The 26,421-nt window shown below is 32.8% G+C and carries 25 protein-coding genes and 1 tRNA gene; 5 read left to right on the forward strand and 21 right to left on the reverse strand.

Features of this window, described 5'->3' with window-relative positions; genetic code table 11:
- The first annotated feature begins 15 nt into the window (after nucleotides 1–15).
- A complete protein-coding gene (gene galE / locus Z053_RS0102000) occupies nucleotides 16–1,032 on the forward strand; it encodes a UDP-glucose 4-epimerase GalE (RefSeq protein WP_025663362.1) in 1,017 nt (338 codons plus the stop codon).
- Nucleotides 1,033–1,115: 83 nt separating this feature from the next.
- Here the strand turns inward: galE and Z053_RS0102005 are convergent, their stop codons facing one another.
- The 8 genes from Z053_RS0102005 to Z053_RS0102040 all read right to left on the reverse strand — a co-directional run bounded on the left by Z053_RS0102005 (nucleotide 1,116) and on the right by Z053_RS0102040 (nucleotide 9,491).
- On the reverse strand, nucleotides 1,116–3,242 hold the full coding sequence (locus tag Z053_RS0102005; protein WP_025663363.1) for a peptidylprolyl isomerase: 2,127 nt from the start codon (nucleotides 3,240–3,242) through the stop codon (nucleotides 1,116–1,118).
- A gap of 146 nt (nucleotides 3,243–3,388) precedes the next feature.
- Nucleotides 3,389–4,081: a lysoplasmalogenase gene (locus Z053_RS0102010; protein ID WP_025663364.1), complete on the reverse strand. Its 693-nt coding sequence runs from the start codon at nucleotides 4,079–4,081 to the stop codon at nucleotides 3,389–3,391.
- A 13-nt stretch (nucleotides 4,082–4,094) separates the two neighbouring features.
- A complete protein-coding gene (locus Z053_RS0102015; protein ID WP_025663365.1) occupies nucleotides 4,095–5,363 on the reverse strand; it encodes a hemolysin family protein in 1,269 nt (422 codons plus the stop codon).
- A 3-nt stretch (nucleotides 5,364–5,366) separates the two neighbouring features.
- Entirely contained in the window at nucleotides 5,367–5,561 is a 195-nt protein-coding gene (locus Z053_RS0102020; protein ID WP_025663366.1) for a hypothetical protein, read from the reverse strand.
- Between the two features lie 9 nt (nucleotides 5,562–5,570).
- Nucleotides 5,571–6,128, reverse strand: coding sequence for an LPS export ABC transporter periplasmic protein LptC (gene lptC, locus Z053_RS0102025; protein ID WP_025663367.1), 558 nt, complete (start codon nucleotides 6,126–6,128; stop codon nucleotides 5,571–5,573).
- Entirely contained in the window at nucleotides 6,128–7,498 is a 1,371-nt protein-coding gene (locus tag Z053_RS0102030) for a tetratricopeptide repeat protein (protein WP_025663368.1), read from the reverse strand. Before Z053_RS0102030 ends, lptC begins: the two co-directional genes overlap by 1 nt.
- A gap of 20 nt (nucleotides 7,499–7,518) precedes the next feature.
- Complete coding sequence (locus Z053_RS0102035) at nucleotides 7,519–8,763, reverse strand: membrane protein (protein WP_025663369.1); 1,245 nt, start codon at nucleotides 8,761–8,763, stop codon at nucleotides 7,519–7,521.
- Nucleotides 8,760–9,491 carry a type III pantothenate kinase gene (locus Z053_RS0102040; RefSeq protein WP_025663370.1) on the reverse strand — a complete coding sequence of 244 codons (732 nt, stop codon included), beginning with the start codon at nucleotides 9,489–9,491 and terminating at the stop codon, nucleotides 8,760–8,762. Before Z053_RS0102040 ends, Z053_RS0102035 begins: the two co-directional genes overlap by 4 nt.
- A 98-nt stretch (nucleotides 9,492–9,589) precedes the next feature.
- On the opposite strand from Z053_RS0102040, the gene Z053_RS0102045 reads away from it, so the two are divergent.
- A tRNA-Phe gene (locus Z053_RS0102045) sits at nucleotides 9,590–9,662 on the forward strand.
- Nucleotides 9,663–9,722: 60 nt separating this feature from the next.
- Here Z053_RS0102045 and Z053_RS31295 read toward each other — a convergent pair.
- Nucleotides 9,723–9,896 (reverse strand): hypothetical protein, encoded by a 174-nt coding sequence (locus tag Z053_RS31295; protein ID WP_160170042.1) that lies wholly within the window; start codon nucleotides 9,894–9,896, stop codon nucleotides 9,723–9,725.
- A gap of 127 nt (nucleotides 9,897–10,023) precedes the next feature.
- Nucleotides 10,024–11,724, reverse strand: coding sequence for a helix-turn-helix domain-containing protein (locus Z053_RS0102055; protein WP_025663371.1), 1,701 nt, complete (start codon nucleotides 11,722–11,724; stop codon nucleotides 10,024–10,026).
- A 338-nt stretch (nucleotides 11,725–12,062) separates the two neighbouring features.
- On the opposite strand from Z053_RS0102055, the gene Z053_RS0102060 reads away from it, so the two are divergent.
- A complete protein-coding gene (locus Z053_RS0102060; RefSeq protein WP_025663372.1) occupies nucleotides 12,063–12,635 on the forward strand; it encodes a hypothetical protein in 573 nt (190 codons plus the stop codon).
- 160 nt (nucleotides 12,636–12,795) lie between these two features.
- Here the strand turns inward: Z053_RS0102060 and Z053_RS0102065 are convergent, their stop codons facing one another.
- The 11 genes from Z053_RS0102065 to Z053_RS0102115 all read right to left on the reverse strand — a co-directional run bounded on the left by Z053_RS0102065 (nucleotide 12,796) and on the right by Z053_RS0102115 (nucleotide 24,457).
- A complete protein-coding gene (locus tag Z053_RS0102065; protein WP_025663373.1) occupies nucleotides 12,796–13,488 on the reverse strand; it encodes a dioxygenase family protein in 693 nt (230 codons plus the stop codon).
- Between the two features lie 246 nt (nucleotides 13,489–13,734).
- Entirely contained in the window at nucleotides 13,735–14,778 is a 1,044-nt protein-coding gene (locus Z053_RS0102070) for a TolB family protein (protein ID WP_025663374.1), read from the reverse strand.
- A gap of 76 nt (nucleotides 14,779–14,854) precedes the next feature.
- The gene (locus tag Z053_RS0102075) at nucleotides 14,855–16,030 is read right to left on the reverse strand and encodes a S41 family peptidase (RefSeq protein ID WP_081748195.1); all 1,176 of its coding nucleotides are present in this window, start codon (nucleotides 16,028–16,030) and stop codon (nucleotides 14,855–14,857) included.
- 100 nt (nucleotides 16,031–16,130) lie between these two features.
- The gene (locus tag Z053_RS27720) at nucleotides 16,131–17,006 is read right to left on the reverse strand and encodes a hypothetical protein (RefSeq protein WP_035094618.1); all 876 of its coding nucleotides are present in this window, start codon (nucleotides 17,004–17,006) and stop codon (nucleotides 16,131–16,133) included.
- 6 nt (nucleotides 17,007–17,012) lie between these two features.
- On the reverse strand, nucleotides 17,013–17,621 hold the full coding sequence (locus tag Z053_RS27725; protein ID WP_051475963.1) for a hypothetical protein: 609 nt from the start codon (nucleotides 17,619–17,621) through the stop codon (nucleotides 17,013–17,015).
- A gap of 101 nt (nucleotides 17,622–17,722) precedes the next feature.
- The gene (locus Z053_RS0102090) at nucleotides 17,723–18,595 is read right to left on the reverse strand and encodes a DUF4249 family protein (protein ID WP_025663376.1); all 873 of its coding nucleotides are present in this window, start codon (nucleotides 18,593–18,595) and stop codon (nucleotides 17,723–17,725) included.
- 5 nt (nucleotides 18,596–18,600) lie between these two features.
- Nucleotides 18,601–21,009, reverse strand: coding sequence for a TonB-dependent receptor (locus Z053_RS0102095; RefSeq protein ID WP_025663377.1), 2,409 nt, complete (start codon nucleotides 21,007–21,009; stop codon nucleotides 18,601–18,603).
- Nucleotides 21,010–21,090: 81 nt separating this feature from the next.
- A complete protein-coding gene (locus Z053_RS0102100; protein WP_025663378.1) occupies nucleotides 21,091–22,194 on the reverse strand; it encodes a helix-turn-helix domain-containing protein in 1,104 nt (367 codons plus the stop codon).
- Between the two features lie 184 nt (nucleotides 22,195–22,378).
- Nucleotides 22,379–23,107, reverse strand: a complete 729-nt coding sequence (locus tag Z053_RS0102105) for an isochorismatase family protein (protein ID WP_025663379.1) — start codon at nucleotides 23,105–23,107, stop codon at nucleotides 22,379–22,381.
- Nucleotides 23,108–23,208: 101 nt separating this feature from the next.
- The gene (locus tag Z053_RS27730; RefSeq protein WP_035094620.1) at nucleotides 23,209–24,033 is read right to left on the reverse strand and encodes a helix-turn-helix domain-containing protein; all 825 of its coding nucleotides are present in this window, start codon (nucleotides 24,031–24,033) and stop codon (nucleotides 23,209–23,211) included.
- A 10-nt stretch (nucleotides 24,034–24,043) separates the two neighbouring features.
- On the reverse strand, nucleotides 24,044–24,457 hold the full coding sequence (locus Z053_RS0102115) for a hypothetical protein (RefSeq protein ID WP_025663380.1): 414 nt from the start codon (nucleotides 24,455–24,457) through the stop codon (nucleotides 24,044–24,046).
- Nucleotides 24,458–24,556: 99 nt separating this feature from the next.
- Between Z053_RS0102115 and Z053_RS0102120 the strand changes: the two genes are divergently transcribed.
- Both Z053_RS0102120 and Z053_RS0102125 read left to right on the forward strand, forming a co-directional pair.
- Nucleotides 24,557–25,438 (forward strand): AraC family transcriptional regulator, encoded by an 882-nt coding sequence (locus tag Z053_RS0102120; RefSeq protein WP_025663381.1) that lies wholly within the window; start codon nucleotides 24,557–24,559, stop codon nucleotides 25,436–25,438.
- Nucleotides 25,439–25,539: 101 nt separating this feature from the next.
- Nucleotides 25,540–26,421, forward strand: a complete 882-nt coding sequence (locus tag Z053_RS0102125; protein WP_025663382.1) for a phosphatase PAP2 family protein — start codon at nucleotides 25,540–25,542, stop codon at nucleotides 26,419–26,421.

A 26,421-nucleotide genomic window follows, 5' to 3' on the forward strand; every position in this document is an offset into this window, starting at 1 on the left:
TAAATCATTTTACATATGAAAATCTTAGTCACGGGGGGATTGGGGTTTATTGGTTCTCACACCGTTGTAGAGTTACAAAACAAAGGGTATGAAGTTGTTATTATCGACAACTGTTCGAATTCATCACCCGATGTGATTAAAGGAATTTGTGAAATCACAGGAAAAGATCTCATTTTCGAAAAATTTGACCTTAGAGAAAAGGATAAGGTTCAAGATTTTTTTAACCGTCATAATGATATAGAGGGGGTTATTCATTTTGCAGCATCAAAGGCTGTAGGTGAAAGCGTAGAAAAACCTTTATTATACTACGAGAATAATTTATCGACTCTGGTATATATCCTTCAGCAATTAGCTAATAAACCATCGGCAAGTTTTATTTTTAGTTCTTCTTGTACGGTATATGGTCAGGCAGATGAGTTACCAATTACAGAAGATGCCCCGGTTAAAGCAGCAGAGTCTCCTTACGGAAACACAAAACAGATCGGGGAAGAAATCATAAGAGATACCTGTAAGGTATATCCTGCCTTAAAAGCCATTGCATTACGTTATTTTAATCCAATTGGAGCGCATCCTTCGGCAGAAATCGGAGAACTTCCTATTGGAGTTCCTCAAAACCTGATTCCTTTTATTACACAAACAGCAATAGGGCTAAGAGAGCAATTATCTGTATTCGGTGATGATTACCCCACATCAGACGGAACCTGCATTAGAGACTACATACATGTCGTAGATCTTGCAAAAGCTCATGTAGTAGCCCTACAACGATTATTAGAAGGCAAGAATGCTTCTAATTACGAAGTATTTAATGTAGGCACTGGTACAGGAAGTTCTGTTCTAGAAGTGATACAATCCTTTGAAAAAGTATCTAAGCAAAAACTAAACTACAAAATTGTAGAACGAAGAGAAGGTGATATCACAGCAGCTTATGCAGATACTACTAAAGCAAATAGTGAACTAGGTTGGAAAGCAAAAAGTAGCTTGGACGACTCTCTTACTTCTGCCTGGAAATGGGAACAAAAGGTTAGAAGCTAGACACAAAAAAATAGAACTAGTATATAAAAAACCCTGAAGAATAACTCTTCAGGGTTTTTTATTTTAATATATCAACCTACTTTTTAGTAGAATTTAGATCTCTTATCTTCTATTTCTGCAGCTTCTTTAAGTGCTTCAAAAACTTTGGTATTCACTGCTCCTGTCTGAGCTTTGGAAACTTGTGATGCATAACTCATATATGTATCTAAACCGCTAGCTGGTGTTTTCTTAGTTACTTCTATAACATATACTCCGTTGTTACCAACAATAGGACCAGATACTTTTCCTGCTTCTAAAGCAAAGGCTGTTCCCACTACTTTTGGCTCTGTTCCTGCTCCGCTAATAGTTGGAGTTTTCATAGTTAATGCAGAAGCGACTTTTACAGTTTGCCCCTGACTTTGAGCAATTGCATCTAGTGCGCTACCAGAAATTTTACTTTTTAATTTTTCTGCCTTCTTTTTATTAATCAAGATCGGCTTTATAGTTAGACTTGCATCTTCTACTTTCATTGATCCCTTATCTTCTTTTTCGGTTAATTGAACTACCGCATATCCTTCAGGGATATCAAAACGTTTTATTTCACCTACTTTAGATTCTTCATTAAAAGCCCATTGCACAACTGCTCTTCTAGCTCCTAATCCAGGGATATTCTCATCTAATTCTTTGATTTTATTTACAGGTCGTACTGTTAATTCATTTTCTTTAGAAACTTCCTCAAAATCTTTGTCTCTAGCCGAAATCTGAAACTTGGTTGTTTCTGTAAAAATAGCATTGATCGTTTTTTCACTTGGCTCAACCTTTTGAGCTACTGTAGCTACTTTTATAGCTTTTTGCTCATTTTTTTGATCTTCTATATTTATAATATGATATCCAAATTGTGTTTCAATAATTCCCTGATCTCCAGTTTTATTTTCGAAACAATAATCATTAAAAGCAGGAACCATTCTACCTGGTGAGAAATACCCAAGATCTCCTCCTTTATCTTTACTAGAAGTATCTGCAGAGAATTGTGTTGCCAGCGCCGAGAATTTTGTATTATCTGCTTTGGTTACTGCAATAATACTATCTGCTAAGGTTTTTGCTTCTTCTTTAGTTCGTTTTGTATCACCTGCAGTACCTAATCCAGCCCAAGAAACCAAAATATGACTTGCTTTAACCGAGTCTGGCATTTGTTTTTGGGCAACTACTTTTGAAATTTTAATATAATCTCCATCTTTATATGGCCCATATACATCTCCTATACCTAGATTATAAATTGTATCTGCTTCTGTAGTGGGTAAATCTTTTTTAAACTTGAATCCCCCATCAAATTTTAAAGCAGAATTTTGATTTACAAACTCTTCTGCATCTTTTACATCAATGTTTTTGAATCCTAAAACCGAATCGTTCGTTTTGGTTGCTTCATTAAACTCTACTTTATCATCTAATAATGCAGCTACTTCTGCTTTTATTTGATTCTCATCTTCTTCACTAGGAACTTCATTAAATAGCACATAACGTATACTTCTCGAAGCTTCTGCCTTATATTGATCTTTATGAGCATCGATATATGCTTTAATTTCTGCATCCGTCACTTCTACTTCTGTATCTTCAATACTAGAGAATGGAAGCTGTACATATTTGATATCTACATTATCATTTTCCATTTTATAAGCCAACTCTCCTTCTTTTAGTGTAGACCCTACACCAGCTTTAATCATATTGAGATAAGTTTGCTCTCTAGCACCTTTACTTACAGAAACTTCAAAATCTAACCATTGTTGATATGCTTGTGGCGAAGTAGCTTTTACATTAGCAACATATTCTTGCATTTTGGCTTTATCAAAAACTCCAGCTTCATTCAAAAACGTTGGGTTATTTGCTAATGACTCTTCTAATAACTGGTTTACCTGATCTTCTCCTACTCTAATGTTCAGTTCTTCGAATTGCTCTTCAAAAACTGTTTCTCTCAATTCTTGATTCCATACATAATTTACAGCCTGAATACTTGATGTTCCTCCTCCAAAACTTCTTGATGCTAGCTCTACTTTTCTAGCAAACTCTGTTCGATCAATATCTTTTCCGTTTATTGTTGCAATCGTATTTTCAGCTTTCTGGGAAATAGCTCCTCCATTACGAATCAAATCTGCTAACACAAAAGAGAAAAGTGCTAATGCAATGATTACGATTAGAAAAACCGAACGCTGTCTGATTTTATTTAAAACTGCCATGGTATATTATAATTTATTCAAAATATAGTGGGCGAAAATACCATTTTATTGTAATAATACCAATTAAAAAACTGAAAGTCTTATGAAGTTTTAACTCTTTCGGTTTTTAATATAGAATAGTGTGGTTTCTACGTACTTTTATTACTTTAAAAAATTTGATTTTTTTGTCTTAAAACACCACAAACAATCAAAAGCTGAGCTGTTGCATATGTAGTCATAATCCATATGTTACTCATAGGCAAAGGTTGATAAAACATTGTAAATGCCAAAATGCTATCAGAGATCATAAAAAACAGGGAACCTATAAAAACCATAAGAAAACTCATTTGAGAGACTCGTTTCTCTCTTAAATATGATGCATTTGACATTAACAAAATCACGATCATATACACCATCACAGGGATTAACATATCTCCTAGCCCAGGGTATAACAAATAGAACAAACCTGCTCCATAAGCAACGGTTAGCATAAGAAAAATCTTGTTTTTTTTGTGCTTATTATGCTTTTTAAGAAACACCAAAATATACATTACATGTGCCAACAAAAACATAACTAGTCCTGCAATAAAGAAAAGTTGAGATTGTATAACAAATAAAAGTAGTATATCTCCGGCCAAAGAAAACAACAAGGCCAATATCATTAATCTAAATATAGAAATACCCAGTCCTTTTCTATGTGCCAAAAAAAAGATGATTAATGAACCCAGAATTGAAGGTTTCGTAATATTTCTAAGATCCGAGTACGCTTCATTACTACTACAAACCAGATCACATATCACAATAATGATATAAAATACAACAAATACTACAATCCCCTGGTTTCGTGTTTTTTTGCTCATCGCAATAGTATTATTAATCCTCTGGTATCACATGTAATTCTACAATCTCAATTTTGGTATTAGAAGTCTCTATAATTTTAATTTTGAAACCATCTATTTTCACTTCTTCTCCTTGTTGAGGAATTTCTTCGGTATGGTTTACAATCATCCCTCCCAATGTTTCATAATTTTCATCTTCTGGAAGGTCTAATTTATAGGACTCGTTGATGTGGTCTACTTCTATTCGTGCAGAAAATCGATAATCATTTTCTGACAATTGTTCTTCGATAAGTTCTACAGAATCATGTTCGTCTTCAATTTCACCAAAAAGCTCTTCTACAATATCTTCTACTGTAATAATACCACTGGTACCTCCATACTCATCGATCACCACTGCTATACTTTTATGTTTTTTGGTAAGAAGATTAAGCACATCTTTAACAAACATTGTTTCTGGCACAAAAACTACTGGCAAAAGAATTGATCTTAACGATTTAGGTTTTTTAAATAACTCGAAAGAGTGTACATACCCAATGATATCGTCTACAGTATTGTTATACACAATTATTTTTGACAGACCTGTATCTATAAATAAGGTACTCACTTCTTCTATTGATTGTAATTTCTCTACGCCCACTATCTCTGTCCTGGGAACCATTACTTCTCTCGACTTAACGTCTGAAAAATCCAATGCATTTTGAAAAATCTGGATTTCACTATCAATTTCGTCATGCTCCTCGATAGTTTCCATTTGCTCGTTTATATAATCTCCTAATTCTGTTTTACTAAAAGCAAGTTGAACTTGATCCCCATCTGTTTTCAGAAATTTTTTGAGCACAAAATCAGAAACCCAAATTACAAATGATGAAATAGGTGTAAATACAACATAGAAAACATATGCCGGAAATGAAAAGGCTTTGAGTAACGTATTAGAATAAATTTGAAAGAATACTTTAGGTAAAAATTCTGCTGTAATTAGAATCACCAAAGTCGAAATACATGTTTGCAATAGTAACGTAATACTACCTGCTATTTCAGGAAAATACCCAGCTATTATTTTCATCAGTATTTCACCCATATAAAACCCATATATAACTAATGCTATATTATTGCCTACAAGCATTGTTGCAATAAATTTGGAAGGTTTTTTTGTTAAACGGGCTAGGATATTTGAGATAAATCCCCCTTGTTTTTTCTCAATCTCTATGTGTATTTTATTAGAAGAAACATAGGCGATTTCCATTCCTGAAAAAAAAGCTGAAAGAATAAGGGAAAGAATAATAACAATGATATGTAATTCCATGAATTAGTCTTTGTTATTGGCGTCAAATCGTTTTCTAAAGTTTCTTTTAAAGAAAAACATAAAAATTGCGGCAATTGCAAAGAAAATATAGAGCATACTTCTTCCGCCTTCTTGTCCCCATTCTGCATATGCTTCGTAGATAAAAAAACACATGATCGCCAAATAGGCATATTCAAAAAATCTAAATACTTTCATCATAGTACTGGATTACTCCTCTATAAACATTACCCCATCATTTATTCTTGAATTCAAGATAGTAAAATCCTGATTAGCATCAAAACCATCTGCTTCATTAATTGTTCCATCTGGCAAATAACTTTTATAGGGCTGGTCTGTAAATATCCAATTAATATTTTGGTCCCAATATAACTGCTTGGCTTGCAAATGGGTACTATCTGCAGTTCGTATATCTACATTACCTCTCATATCGATTAAGCCTGTTTGCTGGTAAGAAATTGCATAATCTGAGGTAACCACACTTACTTTTCCTTCTTTATCAATAATATCTAACACAATACCTTCTGGGAATTCGTGATATACGAAAGGTTTATTAGAATAATCTAATATTTTTGATGTTTTAAGTATTGCTGTAAGCCTTCCTGAGTCTGTATATTTAAGATTTATCTCATACCCTTCTGCAATAGGGGCGTCTTCTAAGATTAAACCTCCCAGATCATTTTTTGTTGTTGATTGACATGAAAAAAACATTGTCACAGCAAATGCTGTGACAATGTTTACTATTGTATATATATTTTTATTTTGCATTATAGCTTTGGCACTCTAACCGTTTCACCAATCCAGCATCCAATACTTACAGATTTTTTTTCTGGGTTGTTAAAAATATCAGTTTTTGATGGTGCTTTAGCATGATAGTTAGCTGCAAATTTATTTGCCGTAGATTTTAAACTTGGATCTACTTTTCCTGCTCTTCGAGCATAGTTTTCTGCCAACCAATATACTGCTCTTTTACTAAACACATCGTCTCCACAGCTATTTGCACTACTTGCTATCATACTTGCAATTCTAAGATAACAAACTCCCATAGATGGTCTATGCTTAAGTGCTTTTCTATAGTAAGATCTAGCTTTTCCTTTACTTCCTTGTCTTTTCATCACTTCACCAATCTTGAAATAAACTTTAGCCTTATCTCTCGTTTTAGTTTCTAATTCTGCAGATTGATTAAAATACTTTAATGCAGTTGTTGTCTTCTTATCTTTTAATGCTAATATCCCTAAATAATAAGCTGATTTTGCAGATGGTTCTGTTTTATGTAGTGCTTCTACTAACTTAAAAAACAATGGATCATCGGTACAATCTTTAGACGACATTCTTCCTGCGGCTCCTTTTAACCAACCTGCATCTGTTTTTTTAGATTCAAACTGTCCAGTATAAAGAGGTATTAGGTTTTTACAATCGGCTAACTCCCCAAGTTTCTGGTTAATCCCTGCTTTTACTTTACTAAAGGCATTTAGGTTAATACCAGAATTTTTTAGTTTTCTTTTTTCTTTAGACGATAATGTAGTTCCTGATTCTTCTTTTTCTGTAAGCTCTGCTATTGTTTTTGCCAACCTACTTTCTTCATTCTCTATCTTTTCTGTAATATCATCATATAGATCAAAAACTCCTTGAAGTTCTTTTTTTCCTTCACCATGAAGATCAACAAAAAGAGAGAAATAAGTATATAATTTCTTAGGTCTTTTAAAGTTTTTCTTATCTTTTGTATATGCTTTATCAAACTCTACAAACTGATTTTCTTTACTATCAATTTTATTATCATACATTAACTGACCTATATCAGAATGCATATCACCTATTTTAGTTTTTGCCGGGAAGTACTGAAAACGCTCTTTCCATAATGTAATGATTTCATTTGCAAGAGCAGATTTCTCTGCAGCAGAAGCTTTTTTATATTTAGCTGCTAACAATTTTTGTCCAAATTGATATGTTGCGACGCTATATGTAGGACATTCTTTTCTCACCTTCCACAGAGGTTCCTCTGCAGCAGTATAATTCTTTACCTTAGCATGCTCATAAGCGATGGATGCTGTAGTTGCACAGTCTGTAGCCTGAGCACTTACTTTTGTAGCACTTAAAACTAATCCTGTTGCTATTATAAATAAAACTTTAGTATTCATAGCTGTAGTAATTATTGTATTTAATTAAATTTTATTTTTCTGAACCATTTATCATTTAATGACAAACTTAAAGAGATATTAAAAAACTCTTCTTTAACAAGTCCAAAATTTGTTGTTCCCCGTTGACCATACTCAAAACCTATATTAGTATTCGAGAATAATCTACCAACTGGTAAGCCTACTCCAAAAGATATGCCAAACTCATTAATCGAACCGTTATTAATATTTAATCCTGTCTCTTCATAACGAAATCCAGCACGGTATACAACCCTGCTAAAATAGCCTGTTAACGAGTTATAATTAGGAATATAATATCCTCCCGTTTTGAATTTTGAAGCGTTCTCGTATACAACATTATCCTGGTTAGATACAAGATTCGTAAATTTTCCAGAATCCATGTATATATATTCTGCGCCTACAAACCATTTTTTAGGTTTCCCAATCCCGGCACCAAATTTAAATTCGGCAGGAAGATCTATTTCTTTGTCTTCTACAGCAACATCTTGTCTTTCTATAACTCCTTCTCTACCACTATTATCAATTACAATAGTAGCAAGTTCCCTCGTACTATCTGTTGTTAATTCAAAAGAAGGTGTTGACACTGCAGAAGCAACTAGTTCTAGTTTTTCTGTGATCATAGTTTTATACGTCACTCCAAAAGATAAGCTAAAGGATGATAAATCTGAACTATTTATTTCTCTTGTATCAAATTGAACACCTGGTCTTCGTAATATTGTTTTGTTTTCAATATTCCCAAAGTTATAATTTAAATCTAAACCTACGCTTAGATTCTTGTTAACTTTGAACCCTGTAGACAAAAAGACCTTATTCAATCCTCCTTTTCCGGTGAATCGAAGCTCGCTTCCATCATCTTTAATACTATTAAGTTCATACCCTACAGAAGTAAGGGGAATAACTCCAAAACCAAAACCAAATTTGCCAGCAGGAATACCAATAGCCAAATAATCTAATGAGGCGTTTTCTCCAGATGATGATTGATTGGCATTACTAATCTTATATCTACGATATGAGGCTCCTACTGTATATGTTGTGAGTCTCAATTCTCCATAAGACGCAGGATTTTGAAGATTTAAATGGATACTATCTGTATATATACTCAATCCCCCCATCGACCTGTTTTCTACTGTTCCTTTGAATTTCGGAATCCCTATCCCATAAAAAGAATACGGAGACGAAGTCCCTTCCTGAGCGTAAGATATTATGGTAACGTGTACCAATATGATTACTAAAATCTTCTTTATCATTTACTATTATTAAAAGCTAAAATGCGGTTTAATCCCTCCAACAAAAAATTAGAAGTGGCAAATATGCTATTTTTTAATCTTTTAGACAAAAAATGTGCATCTCCACCAGTTAAAATAACTGTTAAATCAGTATAAATGTTGCAATATTCTTCAATTACTCCATCAATTTCATGCAAAATTCCAAAAACTACTCCCGAATGTATTGCTTCTTCTGTACTATTTCCTATGTGATTTTTTGGATCAGTTACCTGTAACAATGGTAGTTTTGCTGTATAATTATGAAGACTCTCATATCTAAGTCGCACTCCCGGCCCAATTGCGCCACCAAGATACTCTTCTTTTTTGTTTTTAAAATCATATGTTATACAAGTTCCTACATCAATTACCAATACATCCTTATTAGGAAACTGATCTACCGCCGCTGCTACCAAAGCTAATCGATCTATTCCTAGTGTAGTTGGGGTCTTATACAGGTTTTTGAATGGCATTTCTACCTGATGATCTAACATAAGCGTATTATACAAACGCTTAACATCTGTTATATGATTCTCTTCTATAGTAGATACTGAAGAAATTATGGCATTGGTGATCAAAGGGTATTCTTCTTTGATATTTTGGATTGTTTCTTTAAAATGATATTGTTCAATCCTTTTTTTATAGACAATTTTCGATTCTTCAAAAACTCCTATTTTGGTATATGTATTCCCTACATCAATAATGAGATTCATACTTTTATTTGTAAGTCGTAAAAATACAAAACGATTTTTTTAATTTTTTCTTTTGAGTATTAAAAAAAGCGTTCTATATTTGCATCCGCTTACAGCAAGGTGCCTTAGCTCAGTTGGTAGAGCAAAGGACTGAAAATCCTTGTGTCCCTGGTTCGATTCCTGGAGGCACCACCTTAAAAAACCCGAACAAATGTTCGGGTTTTTTTATTACATATCATTAAAAGGTTTATACTATTCCTCTACCGGAACTGTTTTTGTTGGTATCGTGAAACACTTATTCTCTGTATTGCACAACCTTTGAGAGGCAGGTGGTATATTACCTCCCTTAACTACGCTTGTGTTCACCAATTTGGTGATTTTTATCTTTTCTAACCCTAATGATTTTATATTCTTATTTGTGCTCATAACAATTCGGTTTATAGGTTCTCGATACTAAAAATATAGTTTTTAACTAACTTCCAATACAATATACTAATTGATATTTATAAATTTAAAGCATAAAACACTGAATTTGATACTACAGGGCTTTACCTCATATCTCTAAATGCTTGATAAAATAGGATGGATAAATACCTGTTTTTTTATAGAATGCAGAAGAAAACGATTGTGCATTTTTAAACCCTACCTCTTCTGCAATGGCCTTTATCGTATAAGAACGTAATGATTTATTGGACGTAAGCTCATCTACCGCAAAATCAATCCTTAAATTATTAAGGTAATTGGCAAAGTTGACATTTTTATACACATTTATAATCTTTGATAAATATGCGCTATTCGTATTCAGCTCTTTAGCTAATGAATTAAGTGTGTAATGTTTTTTAGAAAATTTAACCGAATTCTCAAAATTATGAAGCTTTTTTAATACCGTTTCTACAACATCTTTTGGGATATCTATATCTTGTTTTTTTGAAATATTAGTATTGATATCAACAAACTCTAGTAGATTATGTTCTTTATTTTTTTGATCTTCAAGTAATCTTAAAAAACGTTTTCTATTTACATAGCTTTTGCGAAAACCATATGTAGCAAGTATGATCAAAACAACAAGAAATACAATTAGAATAGTTATCGTTTCTTCTTTTAAGAATTTATCGCGCTGCAATTGATCTATTAATTTTTCTTTTTCAGAAATTAATTCTACAGTATCGTATCTCTCATTAATATTTTTGGTTAAATATATTTGATTAGCATGTCTTATGCTATCTAATCTTAATAATGTATTGATGTATTCAATTTGTTTTTCAAGATTTTTTTTTGCTTTAGAATCAGCAATCAAATAATCATACGTATCGATTAATTCGGGAATAACATCTTCAGTTTCTTTGAGAATACGATCTACATTTCTAAAATATTGCATACCCTTCTCTACCATACCCTGATCCTGATATGAACGAGCAATATAATAATCACAGATAGCAACTCTTGTCTTTATCTCATCTGATTTTTGTATTAAACTTTTTCCTTTTTTTAGACTATCAATTGCCTTATTGTAGTTTTTAGAGAAATATTCATACATCCCCGAATACATCACAAAATTAGAATAGATAGATATATCATTTGTTTTTAATGCTTCCCGAATTCCTTTATCAATATAATCTTCGGCCAGTTTAAATTGATTACTATAAATGTATGAATCAGTAAGAGCAAATAGAACTCTATTATACGTGCTTGAGGTTTTAAATTTAGGGTTTTGATCTAAAAAGTTTAAATACTCCAAAAATATAGTTTGAGCCTCTTCCCTTTCTCCTGCCGTATTTTTTAATAATCCTATATTAAATTTCAGCTTTAGATATAACAGCTCATTCCCATTTTCTTTAGCAGATTTTGATGCTATGAGATAAAGTTCTAAAGCCTCTTTATAGTTTCCTTCTTCATAACGCGTATTACCCTTACGTAAATAACCCAATGCCGGATATCTTTCATAATTTTTATTCTTGGTAATTGCAATAAGACTATCTGCATAATGTAATTGATTAGAACGGCTTAGTTTGGATAAAAAATAATATGCATCGGCCATACGCAATGTATCTAATTGATATATAGCTTTATCGAGGGAGACCTGTGCTATTTTTAATTTTAGGGAGTCTTCTTGTTGCTCTGCAATTATCTCTTTTAACTCATCAAAATCTAGTAAAACCTGAGCATCATTAGGCCTTTTAACTTGTCCGCGTAATGGCTGCACAAAAACAAATAAAATTAGCAGATAACCTAAAAATGAATACTTCCTGATCATTAAAGTGATTTTTATAGTATTTGAAACCTGCTCAACAGAATTCGAAAACCATATCTTATTAATTCAATATATAAGTGAATGACATAAAAAATAATACGAAATAAAACTACCAAAAAAAACAATGTGAATGATTTATTCAATACATAGTTTGGTATACAATAGCAAAAATCAAACTCTTGCAACATACACAAAGTATCAGTTTAAATTTATAAATATCAAGAATATTACTTTGTATTTCATGTACTCATCGTCATATTTTTGAATTCTGTAGAAGGTGAAATACATACCAATCTTAAAACTAATTTCATCAAATACTAATTTTTAAAACTCTTAAAGCCATGAAAAAAACCAAATTCTTAGTTTCAATTTTAAATTTGACTTTTGTAATATGTTTACTACTGACTTCTTGTGAATCAGAAAATGAAGAGTTACCTCTAGAACAAGTTTCTAATGCAACCGAAAACAGTAGCAACACCAAATCAAGGGCCTTGAGTTCTCAAAATGTGTATCGATATTATAGTGGGGGGTCTGCATCTCTTCATACCTATAAAACACAAGGAGGTCAAGGTATTGGAATAGGTCGTAGAGAAGGGGTTTCCTTTAGGACCGACGTAGCCAGATCTCGTCGAGAAATTGATTTTAACACATATAACGAATTATACTTTTTGTTACATCCGAGAAAAATAGATTTCGTTTTAACAACTAGCCCTACCGAAATTTTAACTTTAATAAGTAAAGGGTGGAAAGATGTTTCCCGACTTGTTTTAATACATAAAAAACCAGGTAACGGAAGAAAAAAACTCTATCGCTTTTACAATACTCAACACTCTGATCACCTGTATACCAAAAATTATTCTGAAGGTATTAACGCCGGATATAAATATGAAGGAGTAACTGGCTGGGTGTATTAAAAATATAATCGATAAGAAAAGGTGCCTTCAAAAATCATTTTGAGTTTGTGAGTAAAATACATGTTGATATTTATCTGAAGGAGTTACACCACGAAAAACCCAAACAGATGTTTGGGTTTTTTGTTTTTATAACATGAGTCAAAAGTCTAACATTCTAGGTTTATCCCGACACTTTTATGGTCTCTGTTAGAACATATCCATCGGTTGTATTTCCTGTTACAGAATTCGCTATACTGCGATTAATATCACCAGAAAAAATACCATCCTGAGCATTCGAAGTATCAAAATCTCCTTTATAATTCGTAGTAGCATAGACTGCTTTAGAAATATCTTCGGGAAAAGCAACTTGAGTAATAAGCAATGATTGCCCCGATGATTTTAAAATTTCTAAGTGAAGATGAGGAGCTCTACCTGGGTACCATCCAGGATATATACTTATAAACGAAGCGTTACCACTGGTATCTGTAGTTTGTCTTCCTCTTAAAAATTTTTGACTTGTGAAATCTCCATCTAACTGACCAGAATATTCAGAATAATTTCCCTTTGCATCACATTGCCAGATATCTACAAACGCTCCTGCTAATGGTTTACAATTGTCATTTACATTTTGCACCTGTATTGTTATTTTTAAAGGAATTCCTGTACGATCACCAATTATATTTTCTTTTACCAAATCTGCTGGTGTTTTTATTGGAAACGGCCCTGCTGTTTCTACTGGAGAGACAACACATGATCCTGCATCTACTACGCCTCCTGCATCATCATCTTTATTACAAGATGTTATTAACGTTGGAATTGCTATAATAGAGCCTATTCCTGCCATTCCATTTTTTAAAAATTTCTTTCTATCCATAATATCATCATTTGTGGTTGCAGGGGCGTAATTACATTACTATAATATAGAAACGCCCCACAACACTTTATTAATCTGTATTTTCTATTACAACATTTACTATGAATAACACCTCGGCTACTACCTCCTCTCTCAAAAGACTGAAATACATTTAAATGTTACAAAATGTTATATATAAACAACAACTAAAGTTAATTATACCCTATTTTTTACTTTTTCCTAAATTCTTAAAAAATTACTTCTTGTCTAATTCAGAGGTATTGGTGACCATCGAGGTTCATACACATCTACAGAAGTCTGCAATTGAAATCCGACATTAGAAGTTTCAGTGGTTTTAGCAATGCCTCCTTTTCTATTTTCATCACCAATTTCAAAGACAATATAATTACCTCCTTCTGGTGATAGTGAACCTCCAGAAACTTCTTTAGAAATCCCAGAAACAGTAATTTGTTTTATACGGCTATCTAAGAAACTGTAATAACTTAAATCCAGAAAAGACAATTTCTTATTATCAATACTCCAGATTGGCTGATCTTTATTCTCAGCAATCAACGTATTAGAACTTCCGTCTGGTTTGATAGTATAAGCATGAGTATAAGACACATCATCTTCATCATAACGCCAGGTTTTTGTATATGCCAGTACAGGATTAGTTGCGTCATGATTCCAACTCAACTCTTCGTACCAAAATTGATCTTTATTAGGCGAACTTTGAATAACCGTAAGATCACTCATTACTATTTGAGTTCCCGAATCAATTTTTGACTCTACAGTAACCATTGGGATTGTATACAAATTAGTGGAAAATTTCGTCAAATCATCATTGTTACCATCAATATTAGAATTACCGGTCATTACAGAGATTGCTAATGTTTTTCCATCAGGGGAAACTCCTAGAGATCTTACATCCAAACCAAAATTTGATATTTTGGACAACTCTTTTGTTTTTACATTTACTCTAAAAGCTTCCCAGGCACTTTTTGCTGGTCCCTTTGCACTAGCAAAATATACGTATTTGGCATCTGGACTCCACGACACATAACCAGATACCGGACCGGCATCTGCTAATTCGACCACATTAGAACCATCTGGATCCATCATATATATTTTCCTGGTATCACCAAAGGCAATTTTATGGTTCCCAAGATCTTTTTTTATCTCTTGTAATATGGTACTGGTTGGTTTCGTTGTAGTTGGTATTGTATCTGGAGTATCATCTGCTTCGCAAGAAAGAAAAAAAGTAATGCTTACTACAAAAATCACACCCTTCATTAAAACTTTATTTTTCATTTTATTTATTATTCTTTTGTGGTTTTTGGATTATAATAACAATCTCTAGATCAAAGAAAACGCCCATAATACCTCATTAATTCTTAATATGACGTACTGCTTCTACTATGTGAATATCTTCTCCTGCTGTAACTTGGGCAGTGGTAGGTATAGATAATATATCGGGAGTTATACCAATTCCTTCAAAAGATTGAAACGTATTGTTATATTTAATTTCTACATCATGAGTTGAAACCCGGGTTTTCCATTTTCCTCCTCCATTAGTTAAGGTAAAAATGTCGCTCCCTGCAAAGATTCCAAAAGTCGTACTTCCTATTGTTCTACTATGAGATTGGGTTTTCATTGCAGCTGTAAAATACTCTGCTGCACTTGCCGTTCCTTTTGAAGTTAGCACTGCAACTTTTTTGGTAAATTGAAATGCCCCTGAAGCTACAATGGTATTATCTTCTGGAAAAACTCCCGCGACAAAACCTCCTTCTACTCTCGCATCAGGATATCCTTCGAACTCCTTTGTTGCCCATTCGCCAAGAGAAGCAACAGTACTTCCTGTAGCTATTTTTATTCGTTGTCGTATCAATTCTATCGGGGTATTATTTGTAAAAAATCTACCTGCCAAATAATATGCAAATGGTCCTTGCCCACCTCCATTAGTACGAACATCTATAATAATTCCTGCTTTATTTTGTAGTGCTGTTAATGCTTCGTCAACAATAGCTTTAAAATTATTAAACTCACTGTCATTTTCATTTACAGGTTCAAAATTTTTGGAATTGATATATCCAATATTAGAATCACTTGTTACAGTACCATACGATAAATATGGGTTATTGGCACTGCTCGAGACGATACTTACTTTACCAGCAGTATTGTTTTGGATCATATTTTGAATATTCCTATCAAATTCTGGTTCAAACCCTGCTTCTTGATTAGCATTAAAAGTTAAACTACTATGCCCATCTTTGACAATAGTACCCATTATCGTTTCGAAAATCCCAAACAACTGATTATCCGAAGTTGTACTAGTGATTTTCGGATAATATGTATCATACACATTCTGCCAGTCTATATTTTTTCTGTGCATTAAAGGATAATGTCTATCATAGATTTCCCAAAATTCTTTAAACACCTTTTGTTGTTCTATTAAAGTGCTATTACCATCTGGTATTGTTACATCATCATCTTTACTACAAGAACCAATAATCAATACCAACAAAAAACCTAATAGCGGCAATCTAAATATATTCTTCATCATTATTTTCTTTCAGTAGTTTAAAAACCGAACACATCTTTTAAACATTTCAATTTATCTGGGTTGTAATCAAAAACCAGATGTATTCGGTTAATTTTATTTATTATCTTTTATAGGTACCATCTGGCAATTTTGCTGGCATTTTATATGCTGGATTTGTAAATATTGCCCAGGCTTTTGTATCGATTGCTTCTACTTTGGCTCTAGTGTTTAACCTCCATTCATTGTCAATTTCACTTAATCTATTTTCTTGTGCCCCAAGCATAGAACTCATCACCCAATATAAATATTCGCCAACCTGGCAATTGTAGTCACAGGTAGTATCATCATAAGTATACCAGGCACTGGCAGGATAGCTAGCTGGCGGAGATTGAAAGTTCCCTCCACGGGCAACATCCATTGCTTTACTGATTTCTGATCCCGATTGAGAACTAAAGACTCTAGGATAAGCTCTTTCATGCCCGCCATTAGTGATAATATGCCACACTTCTTCTAAAGCAGCATCAAATGATCCCGTATGCCCATTTGTATGCCATGCTGGCACGGTTTCGTCTGCTCCTAGGTCTTGGCCAACTTTAAACCCTGCAGGAGGATTAAAATTATCTCTATCTGCTTCTGTTTTCCACATAAATAAAAAAGCTTTGTTAGATTTCATCGAATTGTGAATCGTTGTATTATCAATCGAACCATCTTCGTCATTATCTAAATATTGAGCCATTAAATTAGCTGCATGTAACAGCTTAACATCTTCTACCGCAGCTACAGCATAAATTGGAATATCAAAAACCATAACTTTTCTGTTAAATGCACTAAAACCCGTATCTGTATTTTCTACAATTTTAAAATTTGGATCATTACCTGCATTAATCGTTCCTGTTGTTGGTATTGTTGCAATATCATCGTCATTTGAGCAAGCTACACAACTTAAAATGGTGCAGGTTACTACTATCACATTTACTATTCTAAAATGGTTTTTCATACTTTATTATTTTGTTATTTTATATTGGGTTATTTCTTCTTCAGTCATCCAGTGAACCCTTTCTGCAGGAGCAGCATTAATCGTGAAATAATAAAAATCTTCTGCTTCTTTCTGTGTAAATCCAACCGACTTGTAATAATTGATATATGGTAAATGCACAGCGTGACCTACAGGATATGAAGTAGCGATTGGTTGTCCGGGAGCTGCTCCCCAGGAATGTACTCCGATGCGACTTCCTTGTTCGCGTGTTCTTTTTACCCCTCCTACATACATATCTACTGCTCCAGAGGCGATGACAGAACGTGCAGACAAATGAAATTCTATTCCGCTATCATGCATTTTTTTGGAAACTATCAAATTAGCATCATCATCTTCAGAACCAGGGCAATCCAACATATTTATCTTTTTCAACTTGGGATATTTTGCCAGTAGGTTATTAAAATGAGCAGGGGTAGCGCTTGTAATCGTACCATTCATTTCTGCAGTCGTTTCATTTATTGATTTAAAAATTCCAAAATCACCTTGAGCTACATTGTTATCATCATCATTAGTACATGCCAAAAAGCTTACAGAGATTAAAAACAGGATGATAAGTTGATTTTTTTTCATTTTCATAATTCTAAAATTTTATTGTTTATATCTACAACATCTAAATGACGCTAAACCCTAAAAATTATTCCACAGAACAAGTCCGAATGCTTCTATCTGGACTTTTTTTAATTACTGCCAATTTGATTTACAGCACTTACGGCATTGACAGTAAAATTGCCCAGGACAACTTTATTTGAGCCTGAGTTTGTAATATTTCCCAAGAGATTTACGGGAGGTGTTGCAAACAATTGACTCGGATCTCCAGAGCTTTCACTATCATTTGCTTCTAATTGTAAACTTTGATTTAAGTAGAATTGGTAAGAGTCGAAATTGATATTACAAAAAGTAACTTTTATTTCATCATAAAGAACTGTAATATCATCATCATCATCCTGTAACCTAAACAAATCAACTTCTACAGATGCACTTTCTTTGCCATTAAATACTACATCATTAGATTGTGATGTATTAGATGAGACTAATTGTCCTTCACTAAATAACTCTACAGTAAACTTATAAAAGTTGGTATCATCACCTGGGTCACTAAACTCTATCTCTAAAATATCTCCATTTTTAATACTTGTATTGTTAATAAGAACAACAGGTTTTAACAGCTCTTCTTTTGATTTAAATAGAGTTCCATCATTTAATCGTACTTCTATCCAATACGAATAACCTATTGTAGTTGAAATAGATTGAGCTGAAGTATAAACGCCTTGATCAATCACAAAATCATTTGTAACTAGATTTGTATTTCCCGAAGTATCTTTTGCATACAACGATACCGAAGCATCATTTACAGGTTTTGAAGATGATGAATCTTGTAAAGGAACCGATTGCTGAATACGTATGGAAACCGGAACATTTTCATTAGAAATAGAACCAAAAATGATAGTTTGAGGCTCATGAGTAACATCGAGGCTTATTTCTTTGGTACAACTGGTAATACAAAAGATAAGCAAACTACTTGCTATTATTTTTATATATATACTTTTCATCTTACTTAAAATTTAAAATTATAGGTTATAAAGGGTACTGGTGCTCCGATTACAGAATATTGAAATGTTTTTAGTTGATTATTTCTCACAGAAGAATACACCGAGAACGGGTTTTTATGACTGTATACATTATAGACTCCGAACACCCAATTACCACTCCACCTTCTGTTTGGTTTCTTTTTAGGTGTATATGTAAAAGAGATATCTAATCGGTGAGTAGGTTTTAAGCGAAATGCATTCCTGTCTGAGTAGGTAAAAAACTGGTTGCCACCCACTTCAAACTTGCCTGTTGCATAAGTTGTTGGTCTCCCTGTTTGATACGTAAAAAAGGCTCCGACACTCCATTTTTTAGACAATTCATAATTAGAAGTAATATTAAAAATATGAGGACGATCGTAATTAGAAGGATAATAATTTCCACTATTAATATTCTCAGAATTAAATGAACTTGTAGTTTTTCTTTTGGTTACTGAATACGTATAATTAGCATTTCCTGTGAGCTTTCCTTTTGTTTTATATCCACTTAATTCTAAGCCATATGAATATCCTTTTGCAGTTAATAGTTGAGTTTCTAAATTTTCATTCAAAAACAAATCTGCTCCATTTTTATATTCTACCAGGTTTTTAAAGGTTTTGTAATATCCTTCTACAGAAAAATTATATTTCCTGTTAGGAGTATCATAAGCATATCCGGCAGAAATTTGATTCACTTCCAAAGGTTTTATATGATATCCTGCAGGTTTCCAAATATCAAAGGGTAGGGTAGAATAACTATTAGAAATCAAGTGTATATATTGAAACATCCTATTGTATCCCAATTTTATAGCTTTCCTATTATTAAGATCATACTTAAGTGCTAATCGAGGCTCAAAACCATGGTAATTTTTAATCACTTCATTACTTTTATAACTACGTGATCCTGTAATACTACTTACAGTTTGTGGTACCTGTGCATCATAGAAGGATACTTTATTCGGCCCTAGATTTCCGAACCAGGAGTATCGCAGGCCTATATTTGCAGAAAACTTATTTAATTTCTTTTCGTAGGACACATAAGGTGCTATTTCCAAACCTTTTTCTGTACCAAAGTTTACTGTATTTATAGAAGTATCATTTCCTGTAATCTTTGCAGGAGTAAAACGATATAATGTACTATTAACTCCAAAACGAATTTTGGTGTCTGTATTCTGAAAGAATGTAAAATCGGGTTTAAGTATCCAATTTTCTACGGCCGATTTCCAGGTAAAATTACTAGCTGATCCTGCTGGCCCACCACTACTATTTTCTGATGACAATGAATAATTATAACGACTGAAGACTCCAGATAAGTTCATAAATAATCTTTCAGAAAAAATATGATTCCATCGTACTGTAGCTGTACTGTTTTTCCATGAGAAATTTATACTCTCATTAGTATTTTGCTGTGTGTTTTGTTGATCCTCATCGGTATCATCAAATTTTAGTTTCATCACATCGGCTCCAAAATATCCAGAGGCAAATAATTTATTTTTCTCATTGATATCCCAGGAGAGTTTAGCATTTAAATCATAGAAATACACTTTATTTCCTTTTAAGCTTTTTATGAGCGGAAATGCTAAATCAAAATAGGAACGCCTACCAGAGACTAAATAACTTAGTTTATCTTTTTTAATAGGGCCTTCGAGAGTTAATCTAGAAAATAAAAGCCCCAGTCCTCCTTCTCCTTTAAATTGTTTATTACTCCCCTCTCGCTGTCTAATATCTAATACCGAAGAAGCTCTACCGCCATACCTTGCTGGGATTCCTCCTTTGTATAATTTCATATCTTTTATCGCATCCGAATTAAAAATGGAAAAGAATCCCCAAACATGCGAAGAATTATAAATGGGGGCTTCGTCCAGAAGAATCAAATTTTGATCAATATTACCTCCTCTCACATTAAAACCAGATGTACCTTCTCCTACAGAAGATACTCCTGCTTGTGTAAGCATAGCTCTGGTTACATCTGGTTCTCCTAGCAAAGCTGGTAGTTTTTTTATATCCTGAGGTTTCAGGTTTATAGAACCTGCAATAATGTTTCCTGTCTGACTTTTGTTATTTGTATTGGTGGTTATAATAACTTCATCCAAATTATTGCTGATTGGCTTTAATTCGATGTTTATTTTTTTATTTCCCGTTAGATCAATATTTTGAATTATATCCTCATAACCTAGATAAGAAATAATCAATGTATGTTCTCCTTCTTTAAGGGTTAAAGAAAAGAACCCATATTCATTGGTTACAGCTCCTTTTCCTGATTGCTTATCATAGATTGTAGCTCCCAATAGTGTTTCTCCCGTCGTGCTATCATTAATAGACCCACTGATACTATGAGACTGGGCCTGTAACGTATAAAAGGCAGAAAAAAAAGTAAAAATTAAAAATAGGTGTTTCATAAATTGTATGTATAAAAATTAGGTACATACAAAATAACGCCCCTATCCAGGCATAGTTTCACTCAACAAGTCCAGCTGCTTCTATTCGGACTTTTTTAGCGATAGTTCATACTGCTTAGGAGTCATACCTTCTAAGGTCTTGAAGGTGTTATAAAATGTTGATTTAGAAGAAAACCCTGCTTCTTGAGCTATCCCTAAAATCGATAATTGCTGAGCCATTGGGGTTTGTACTAATCTTTTGAATTCGGTGACCCGAAAACCATTTATAAAATGATAAAAATTAGTTTTAGTATGAATATTTATAAGCCTGGAGAGTTCTTTTTCTTTTATTTGAAGAGATTCGGAGAGTGTTCGCAAATTTAATTCAGAATTTGCATACAACTTTTCTTTTTCGATTGTACCCTTAACTTCTTCAAATAGTTTTCGATCTTCAGCACTAGTTTCATCTATAGTAATCGTATGCGCTCCGAATGATTCTGAAGGTAGATCTTGCGAATCATGGATAAAAAGAGATGCTTTAAATATCTCTGATTGAGAAAACCCATTGTAGGCTATCCAATACACCATTATAAATGAAAGCACTATCGAAATCGAACCTAGGTACGGGTCTACCACTTCTTCTTCAAAACCTATAAAACCTTCTACAAAATCAAATACAATAAATGCAAGACTAATATAAATGATAGTTTTTATCCAGGATAATCTCTTATTTTCTAATTCTGAATAGAAATTATTTAATTCTGATTTAAGTCCTTGTAATTTTTTCAAAATCAATACGTATAATATAATTTCTATTATATATTCGATTAAATCGATACCCCAAATCATTTCTTCAGAGTTTATAACAAATAGAATAACCAAATAGGTTACAAATAAAGGGATAAACAAATACTTCAACATTTTTATGTAAGGCTTATTTATCGTTTGATAGGTATACATGTATAAAAGCGGAGCAATACATAAAGAAATAAGAAAAAAAATACGATCAAGTAGAGCACCCTCTTCCATTTCGTAATCCAATAAATCCATAAAAATACCAAACGAAAAAATCCAAAGAAATAGCCCCAAAAAAATATTAGCTTTTTTATTGGCAGACTTCATTGTAAAAAAGAGAAGTCCCAACATAAGGGCTCCAGAAAATGTAAGAAGCTCTAAAATTGAGAAAAAAGATAGCTCTATAACCATAGATCCAAAGTAAGAATTATTTAATAAGATTTTAAAGAATCTCCTTTTGTTTTCTATTATTAAAATTCATTTTTAAACAATAAACCCTTGCGAGTAATTATTCGCAAGGGTTCCTATCATAAAAAATCAATCCTCAATTATGAAATAATCACATTTCATATTTTTTTGTAATCCTGTTAGTTTACTATTTAGAACTATTGATTTCCTTAACAATATCTTTGGTAGTAAAAACATGACTAGCGATCATCTGAAAGTTTACCACTGCTGCCTCATAGGCATTTAAACCTGGTAAAATAGCTCCTGCCGTAGCGTCTTTTACTACAGCTACATCAAAACCTGATTCTACAAGATCTCTCATATGTGATTCTGTACACAGGTTCGCAGACATACCTGCCAATATTACTTTACTATATCCATGTTTGCGTAATTGTAAAGCTAAATCATTAGATTCTGGCCCATATACTTTGTGAGGACTTGTTACAATTACATTATCCTTTTTAATATATTTTTTATACTTATCCAACCAATCTGCTCCAGAGCCTTCAAAACCTTCTGTAGATAATGCATCTTTTCTATCAAACATATTAATTTTATGCATTAATGCTTCTAGTGCTCCTTCTATTTCCCAGGTATGATCATGAGGATAATAATAATGTGGAGAAACAAAAACGGTAATGTTTTTTTGTTGCGCTACTTTAAATAATGCTTCGATATTATCAACAGTATTATTAGCTGTAACACTTTCTCCTACTACTCCCCAGGTTACACCGTTAGGACTTAAAAAATCGTTTTGAGGATCTGTAATTACGATGGCTGTATTTTGATCTACAGTAAATCCCGGATCAGGCAACTGTGCATATACACTTGTTAAACCTGATATGATTAATGTTAATGTTATTACTAAATTTTTCATTGTCTTATTCTTTAGATTAATACTTAATTTGACAATGCAAAGATGGTGTAGAGAAGCAAGTCTTTGTTAGGTAACTATTCCCGAAGTGTTGGCAATTTTTCCTAGCTTACTTTTTCTTTGAATTCTGAAGGAGAAATCCCTTCCTGATTTTTAAAAAATCTACTAAATGCCTGGATATCCTCATACCCAATTTCATAAGCGATTTCTTTTATTTGCATACTTGTATAGTGTAAAAGTCTTCTTGCTTCCAACATTTTACGATCTTGTATATATTGCAAAGGTGTTTTAGAGCCCATCTTTGAAAAAATATTAGACAATGTCTTTGGAGACTTATATAATAACTCGGCATACTCAGATACATGATGCTTTGTCTTGAAGTGTTGTTCTACCAAAAAATTAAACTCTCTTACAATATCAGAATCAGCTTTTTCATTGGGATAATTCTCTTTTGACTTATATATTCTGGCACAAAGAATCAAATATCTTTTAAGCATCATTTGCAACATTTCTATTTGCAAACTATCATTAGATTGCATCTCTATGGTAAACATTTTCCATAACGTCTCGAATTTGACTAATTCTTCTTCTGGAATTTGAATGATTGGTAATTGTGATGCCCCAAAGAATAAAATACCTTTACAACCTACCTCGGTATCATGATCAAGAATACAATAGAAAGGTCTATTAAATCTTAAAAATCTAATGCAGTCAATTTTTTCGATTACCACATTGTGAAACTCTGTTAAGAAAACAATTTCATTCTTAGAAAATGCCTGCTTTTTTCCATCAATTATGAGTTCATTGTAATCAGATTCAAACCATAAAATAGTTAGACTACTTTCTATAGTTTCATTTATTATTTTACTATTTTGATTATTAATGGTCTCTAATTGAAGATACTCCTTTATGTTTCCTAAAAATATCATACAAAGTAAGTTACGGTAATTCTGTTTCTTTTGTACCTTCTCGAATAAACGAATTAGTTAATTCTGGTTTATTTTGTGCTTTTCTGGTAAACAAATATATCCAAAATATCCTGGCATACTTATAATTTGTAGTGCTCAACAATACAGCACTCACAGATAAAATAATAAAGAAATGAACTGGTCTTGTTATAAAAAAACTACTTAACAAATAAATTATAATCCCTTCGGCAACGGTTAGACCATAACTCACATACATTGCTCCATAAAAGTAACCCGGTTCAATCAAAAATTTATGATTACAATGCGGACATTTCTCATTCATTTTAGGCAATTGTAATGTAAATACTCCTCCTTTTTTAATAAAAACATCTCCTTCTTCACATTTTGAACATTTTCCCTTTAGGATATTTATCACGGTTTTCATAAAAACTATTATTTTTACTGCAAAATATGGACATTTTGGTGTTTTTATATTTCACTATTTACACTTTTATTTGTATAATTAAGACATTTATTACATCTTATGAATCTTCCTATTTTAGATATTACGCAATTTCACGATACCGGAAGTGTTGAAAATTTTTATGCAAATGACTTTGCTACTCATCTATCAAATAATAGAGATATCATATCTCATCCCCACAAGCATAATTTTTATCTTTCTGTTTTATTTATTGAAGGAACAGGAGTTCACGAAGTTGATTTTGAATCGTATCAAATTAAACCCGGTAGTGTTTTTCTTTTAAGGCCCGGTCAGACACATTTTTGGAAATTTACTACAAAAGGCAAAGGGTATATTATTTTTCATTCTAAGGAATTTTACGAAACCAGAGGGCAGAATAAAAATCTTTCTATTTTTCCGTTTTTTTTCTCTAATCAAAACTCTCCCTGTATCTATCTGGATAAAAAAACACAGACATTGATTGAGCCTCTTTTTATTTCTATTTTAAATGAATCTCGATCTAATGCACTATTAAAAAAACAGAAACTAGTTAATCTTATTGATCTCATTTATATAGAATTATCACGTCTTGTTCTAAAGGACAATTTTGAGGATCTGGTAAATTCTAAAAATATTACGATGAAACTACATCAGTTTGAACAATTGATAGAAGAAAAATATAAGAGGCAAAAATCTGCTATTGCCTATGCAGAATCTATGAATATAAGTGTAAAACATCTAAATCGAATATGCAAAGAGACCATCGGTAAAACGACAACAGATCTTATTTTGGAAAGAGTTATTTTAGAAGCTAAAAGACAAATTCTATACTCAGAAAGTAATCTAACAGAGATTGCCTGGGATTTAGGATATGATGATTATTCTCATTTTTCAAAATTATTTAAACAAAGAAGTGGTATATCTCCTTCTCAATTTCAAAAAATGTATCTAAAAAAAGCTTAAGTTTTTATTCTTGCATCACATTTCGATTTTTTGCTCAAATATTTCCGGTCGTATGATTTATTTATGAATAAGTTACTATTTTTGCATTGCAAATCCCTACTATGAAGTACACTAAATCACTGCTAATCTGCATTTTATTAGCCTCTACATTCTCTATTTACGCTCAGGATTCTCATGACATGCAAGATTCTCAAAATGTTGGTGATACACTAGACACTAAGTCCAAAATGACCACCTGGCAAATGATAAAACATGATGGTGTGTCTGTATATGGTGGTGTAAAACATGTTTATACAAGTCCATTAAGGTGGAAAGGAAAAGACTGGTTAACTTTTGGTGGAGTTATTGCCGGGAATGCCATTCTTTTGGCAGTAGATGAGCCTGCCAATGATGTTTTCAGAAAACAAGGCGATGGGGTTCCCGACCTTATAAAAGAAGCCGGTTTTAGATTTGGAAAACCATTGTTAAACTATGGTTTAACGACTAGCGTTTATACTTTAGGACTTATTACAAAAAATGAAAAAATCAGACGAACTGGTGTTCTTCTTATTGCATCTGCAACTGCGGGAGGGCTTCTTCAAACATTAGGTAAAACTGCTGTGGGTCGTGCACGACCATTAGAAGGTGAAGGGAACTTAAGTTTCCGTTTTTGGTCTAATGAAGCTGGATATCATTCTTTTCCCTCTGGGCATGCAATTTTGGCGTTTACTACAGCACATGCATTTGCTAAACAATTTGATAACTTATTTGTAAAAGGTGGAATTTATGCTCTAGGCTTGGTCACTCCAGTTTCGCGATTGTGGGATGGTGCACATTGGTTGACCGACGTAACACTTGGAATAGTAATGAGTGTATTTATTGTTGACAGTGTTGATAATTATCTAAAGAAGGATAAACGTTATGCTTTTGGCTCTAAAAAACATAAAATTCGATGGAATTTACGAGTAGGTGTAGGGCAAATAGGCGTTGTTGGTAGGTTTTAA

It is taken from the genome of Aquimarina megaterium XH134, assembly GCF_000520975.1.
Classification (GTDB): domain Bacteria; phylum Bacteroidota; class Bacteroidia; order Flavobacteriales; family Flavobacteriaceae; genus Aquimarina; species Aquimarina megaterium.